This window comes from Coleofasciculus sp. A1-SPW-01 (genome assembly GCF_040217205.1).
Classification (GTDB): domain Bacteria; phylum Cyanobacteriota; class Cyanobacteriia; order Cyanobacteriales; family Coleofasciculaceae; genus Coleofasciculus; species Coleofasciculus chthonoplastes_A.
The window spans coordinates 21703-27821 of the sequence record NZ_JAVJNP010000008.1 but is presented as its reverse complement, the minus strand read 5'-3'; the positions used below and the strand labels follow the sequence as shown (position 1 = coordinate 27821).

Here is a 6119-nt window from a genome sequence, read left to right as displayed (position 1 = left end):
GGCATCCAATTCGGCGACGGTGGGGGCTTCAAATAGGGTGCGTAGGGGGATTTCTCTTTGGAAGATTTGCCGCAGTCGCGAGACGACTTGAGTGGCCAAGAGGGAATGTCCACCCAGTTCAAAGAAGTTGTGATGGATACCCACTTGGGGCTGTTTGAGGACTGAAGCGAATACGTTGGCGATTATTTCTTCTTTTTGTGTCCTTGGCGGTGTCCAAGCCAACTGTGAAGCGAGATCAAGGGTGGGTTCGGGCAGGGCGCGGCGATCGAGTTTGCCGTTGGGGGTCAAGGGTAAAGCCTCTAAGAACACAAAGGCGGCAGGTATCATGTATTCGGGCAATTTCTGCCGGAGAAAGCCCTGTAGTGTACTGATGGTCGGTTGTTCTCCCTGATGCACCACATAAGCGACCAAACGTTTATGCTGATCAGCGTCTTCCCAAACTAATACCGCCGTCTCCTTGACCTGTGGGCATTGAGTCAAAACGGTTTCTATTTCCCCGAGTTCGATGCGGAAACCTCGAATTTTCACCTGATAGTCCATCCGACCCAGAAATTCAATTGTGCCGTCGGGCAGGTAGCGAACCCGATCGCCTGTACGGTACAGTCGGAGTCCTGGCTCTTGGGCAAAGGGGTCACAGATGAAGACTTCTGCTGTTCGTTGCGGATTTTTCAGATAGCCTCGTCCTACACCGTGACCGCCAACATAGAGTTCTCCGGTTACTCCAATGGGTAGCGGTTGCAATTGAGCATCCAACACATACAATCTTGTATTCGCCACGGGACGACCAATGGGCATATTTAAGACCTCGGTCGTAGGCGGCTGGAAAATAAATTGATGGGTGACATCATCAGAACATTCAGTCGGACCATAGGCATTGACCATGGGAATGGTCGGATAGTAGTCGAACCACTGACGACACAACTGGGGGGGCAATGCTTCTCCTGTCAGGATTAACCATCGTAATGTTGACAAGTCGAACCGTTTGTGCTGCTCACCCTTGAGGTCTTCAATCACCATCCGTAACAAGGATGGCACGATCTCCAAAAGGGTGATTTGCTGTTGCTGGACTTGAGAGAGCAGTTGACTCGATTGTGCCGCCACCTCATCAGTGATGATATACACTCGACCGCCGACTAACAGGGCGACCAGAAATTGCCAAACTGAAATATCAAAACTCTGGCGGGCATTTTGGGCGACGCGATCGCGATGGGTCAGTTGCAGGTCTTTGATTTTGGCATATAAGTGATTCACCATGCCCCGATGTTCAACCATTGCCCCTTTCGGGACTCCTGTCGAGCCTGATGTATAAATCACATAGGCGAGATGATAGGGCTGACAGTCAATGGTCAGGTTTTCGGCTGGCGGCTGCTCCCAGAGTTGTTCCAGGTGCAAGAGTTTGGGTTGGGCTGGTGAACCGATTCTGTCTAGGGCTTGATCAAGAATGGATTCCAAGGGTTGGGATACCAATACAAAGGGGGCTTGACTCTGCTGTAAAACCTCACTAATGCGTTGTTGAGGATACTGGGGATCAATGGGCAGATAGGCTCCACCTGCCTTGAAGATGGCGATCATGCCCGTCAAGAACTCAATGCTGCGATCGGCGAATAGTGCAACTAGGGTTTCGGATCGGACGCCATACTCCACCAGCCGCCGTGCTAAACCATTGGCTCGACTGTTCAGTTCGGCATAGGTTAGCTGTTTCCCCTCACATACAACGGCTATTGCCTCTGGGGTTTTTTCCACCTGCTTTTCAAACAGTTGATGGATACACTGATCCTGAGGATAATCGTTCTGGGTGTTGTTCCATTCCACGAGCAATTGCTCTCGTTCCCCATCGGTGAGCAGCGGAATTTGCCGGACTGGACAATCCGGATCATCAACAATCGCCCCTACCATGGTCTGAAAATGCTCACTCATGCGACGAATCGTGTCCGCCTCAAATAAGTCGCTGTTGTACTCCCAGGTTCCGAATAATCCTGACTCTCCCTCGCCTATTGTCAACATCAAATCAAATTTGGCGATGGTGTGTTCAGGTGTCAGTGGCGTCAAGGTCAACTCCGACAACTCCAGCGTGCCAACGGGCGCATTCTGCATCTCAAACATCACCTGAAACAGGGGGTTGTGACTCAGGCTGCGATCGGGTTGCAGGGCTTCAACGAGCTGTTCAAAGGGTAAGTCTTGGTGATCATAAGCCTCTAGCGCCATCTGTCTCACCCGTTGTAACAACTCCCAAAAGCTAGGATTACCCTGTAAGTTAATCCGCAGCACTAAGGTATTAACAAAGAAGCCAATCAGTGGCTCTATCTCTTTCCGATTACGATTAGCAATAGAGGACCCAACCAGAATGTCCGGCTGATGACTGTAGCGTGACAACAGCAGCGCAAAAGCGGCGAGCAGCGTCATGAACAAGGTGGTTCCAGCCTGCTGACTTAAGCGTCGGATTTTGCGGGTCAGATCAGCACTGAATTGAGATCGATGCCTATTCCCTTGAAAGGTTTGCACTGGAGGACGAGGTCGATCTGTAGGCAACTCTAGCAGGGGTGGCGCTCCGGCTAGCTGCTGTTTCCAGTAGTCGAGTTGAGACTCTAGCACATCTCCCCGCAGCCATTGCCGTTGCCATTCCGCGAAGTCAGCATACTGGATGGGTAACTCGACGAGGGGAGAAGATTCTCCTCGACAGAAGGCTTGGTAGAGTATTGATAACTCTCGAATAAAAATCCCTACTGACCAAACATCTGCCACTATATGGTGTACAGTGATTTGTAAAACATGAGAAGAGTCAGCGAGTTGTAATAAGCTCACTCTCAGCAAGGAGTCTGAGGAGAGGTTAAAGGGTTTGCTAGCTTCTTCGCTGATATGCTGTTGTACCTTACCCCATTGCGCCTCTGACGCCATCCCCTTCAAGTCCAGTACCGATAAAGATAGGGGTGCAGAGCTAGCAATGACTTGACAGGGTACGCCATCAATAACCTGAAAGGTTGTTCGCAAAACTTCGTGACGTTGCTGGATTTCCTGTATCGCGCTCTCTAACGCCGCAATATTCAGTTGACCCTCTAGCTGTAATGCACTCGAAATATTGTAAGACGTGTTACCCGGTTCTAACTGATCGAGAAACCAGAGTCGTTCTTGAGCAAAGGATAAGGGGAAAATATACAAATCTTCTGAGACTAGATTAACCATACTGTAACGATTTATCCAATTCTTAATAATTAACAGAGAATCGCTGCTCAACTCTTGTTCATTAACATCGATTCAATAATAAATTGATTTCTGGCAATATTTCATGTTCAACTTTACCATTATTTAATTTAATGATTCGATCGGATAAATGATAATACTGATCATCATGAGTAATCGCGATAACAAGTTTTCCTTTCTGTTTCAAGTCAGGCAATATTTGCGTATAAAAAACGTTCTTAAAGACAGGATCTTGATCGGCAGCCCATTCATCAAACACGTATATCGGTCGATCTTCTAGGTAAGCAGAGAGTAAAGCAAGACGTTTTCGCTGCCCCTGAGATAGCGTTATGGTTGAAAGTACACCATTGTTGACTTTTACCTTGTCATTAAGTTGCAGCTTAACCAGATAATCATGGATATTTTCGTCCGATATAATTTTACCAGAATTCAACCAATTTTCAAATAGGTAAAAGTCGAAAAAAACCACCGAAAAATACTGTCGATACCAATCAGTATTTTCAGCATTTATTTCTTGACTGTTGAGTAATATTTTTCCATCTACTGGATAATAAAGACCCGTTAAAATTTTGATCAAGGTTGACTTTCCACTTCCATTGCCTCCAATCAGAAAAACGATTTCTCCTGGGTAGAATTTTAAATCAATCGATCCGACTGTAAAAACAGAATCATCAATTTCATTGTGATAGGTATAAGTAACATGGCTCAGTTCTAGGCACTGGAGCTGTAGGGAAGGAATTAACGGCTCGGACTGAGGTAATTCATGGCTAATACTATTAGTCTGCGTCTGCCTTTCATTACTGGTGGTTAAACTCAACCTATCTTTATCACTGTCTTCGTCAGCAGACATTAATTTCAAATCAAGCAACTTAATTTTGTCCAGCGCCACCCTAGCTTTACTGAATGTAGTTAAGGAAGTCATGATAGAATCTAACGGCACAATCAGATAAGTAATTGTCAAGACGTAACCGGACAAAACATGACTTTGAGCATTGTTTAAAGTGGGCAATAGAAAAATAACGATACCAATTGCCACGAAAAAAAGAATTTGCGCCCAGCTTGTTGCTACCGCAAATAGACTCATACCAACCACATTTTCATGTCGGTAGGATTGTGCGGTTTCTTGCAAATCTTGCAACAGGATTTCTCGTTTTATCTCATGAAGTATTAACTCCTTGGTTCCCTCGGTGATACCGCGAAACTCTTTAAACAGTTTATCCTGCTGTTCCCGAGCCAAACCCAGAAATTCTCTTGCCTTATTAGCGGTTAGCTGATAACTTCCGATTCCGATTACCAGAAAAACGAGGATAAGCAGAAACACGGTAGGAGAAAGCCAACATAGATAAACCAAGCAACTGATGACAATAACAGCATTAACACAAACTCTAGGTAAAATTATAGCGACACTAGAGATTGACTGAATATCATCAGTCAGTGTAGCCAGAATACGATGATTGCCCAGCTTTTCTAAATGAGGCAAAGGCGATTCTAGAATCCTTTTGCTCAAAAGCATTCTAAGATTTAGAATAACTTCTTGTGCCAGCGATATCAATAGAGTTTGAGAAAGGATGTTGCTAATAAAACGAAAAAAGCAGAGCGAAATAAAACCAATAATAATTAATTTATTTACCCCTAAAGGCTCAACTTCACTATTATTAATAATCGCAATGATCCCTGTCGTCGTTAATCCGCTGAGTAAGCTCGTGATAGCGGCAATAACAATAACTTTCCAAGAGGATGTTACAAGAAGACGAATGAGATACATAGTTTTGGGGGCTTAACGAATTCAAATAAAAAGCGATTGGCTTTGATGTTGTATTGATTGCTCCTCACTCCCTTACTCGTTTTCACGCTGTAACCATGACACCGGGAAAAATGATGTCAGCCTAGTCCCTAAATTAGTCTCATCTGCTAGTTGGTAGGCTAGTTGTCCTAAAGCTAGGTCAAGTACACCAAGCCCGAAGGGACTAAATACAGCAATTTGACTGTTGTTTTGCCGAGGAGCAGCCACACCATTGAGGATATCACTCAGGGGACATCTGATGAAATCTCGATTCCCGGTTTTTTGTTCAGCCAGATGAATCGATGTTTGCGCCCGACACACATGATCGATATCATCAACAATGTTGTCCACGGATAAGATGATTTCAGGGGACAAGTCTCGTAGTGACGTGTGTAAAATAATACTATCGGATTGGCAGGCTGAAATATCAACTATATGGGGTTGGCTTGCTGTTGTTGCCAAGGCGATTACCGAGGAATGTTTTAACACATCATCGGGATTATCTAAAATTACCAGTTCTCTGTTTTGAGATAATTGCTGACATTTACGTTTAAATTGATCCGATTTTTCCAAACTCACATCATAAAGGAACAAGGTCTCGATTTCCGGGCGAACCTTCAAAAGGAAGCGAACCGTTTCAAAATTAATTAAACCACAGCCAATCAAACCTACTGTAACCAACGATTGCTGGTCTCGCAGGAAATGCGCTGCGAGTGCTGCACTCGCAGCCGTGCGCTTGGCACTAATAACAGAGCCTTCCATAATAGCTTGTGGACGCCCCGTTTCGGTCGAATTAATAATTAAAATAGCTGAGGCTCTTTCCATCCCCCTAGCTAAATTACCGGGAAAAGAAGCAATCCATTTAATGCCTGCTGTATTAATCTCACCGCCCAAGTAAGCTGGCAAGGCAATAATTCGTTCCTTGTTTTTATCCGGAAAACGCAAGAAACTAGAATGAGGCAGGGTGCTATCGCCTCGACCATGTATCTTATAGGTTAATTTAACCAGATCCAGGATGTCCTGTTCGCGGTTTTTGAAGAGATTAATAATATCATCACCTTTGAGAAGAAGGACGTTATCAATGTTGCTTGTATTATAGTTTTCCATGCTGGTTGTTGATTTTCTTATTTAGTCTGAC

3 protein-coding genes are annotated in these 6119 nt (G+C 44.9%); all 3 read right to left on the bottom strand.

Annotation, left to right across the window (positions count from 1 at the left end; all coding sequences use genetic code 11):
* On the bottom strand, positions 1-3180 hold a 3180-nt coding region (locus RH949_RS01180; RefSeq protein ID WP_446351673.1), incomplete at its 3' end, for a non-ribosomal peptide synthetase.
* 61 nt (positions 3181-3241) lie between these two features.
* Positions 3242-4963: a cyclic peptide export ABC transporter gene (locus RH949_RS01175; protein WP_446351672.1), complete on the bottom strand. Its 1722-nt coding sequence runs from the start codon at positions 4961-4963 to the stop codon at positions 3242-3244.
* Between the two features lie 72 nt (positions 4964-5035).
* Positions 5036-6088 carry a 2,3-diaminopropionate biosynthesis protein SbnB gene (gene sbnB / locus RH949_RS01170; protein WP_446351671.1) on the bottom strand — a complete coding sequence of 351 codons (1053 nt, stop codon included), beginning with the start codon at positions 6086-6088 and terminating at the stop codon, positions 5036-5038.
* Positions 6089-6119 lie beyond the last annotated feature (31 nt).

What these genes read in the sequence shown, in the direction of transcription:
- sbnB (WP_446351671.1), bottom strand. Translation starts at nt 6,088, where the DNA reads ATGGAAAACTATAATACAAGCAACATTGATAACGTCCTTCTTCTCAAA.
- RH949_RS01175 (WP_446351672.1), bottom strand. Translation starts at nt 4,963, where the DNA reads ATGTATCTCATTCGTCTTCTTGTAACATCCTCTTGGAAAGTTATTGTT.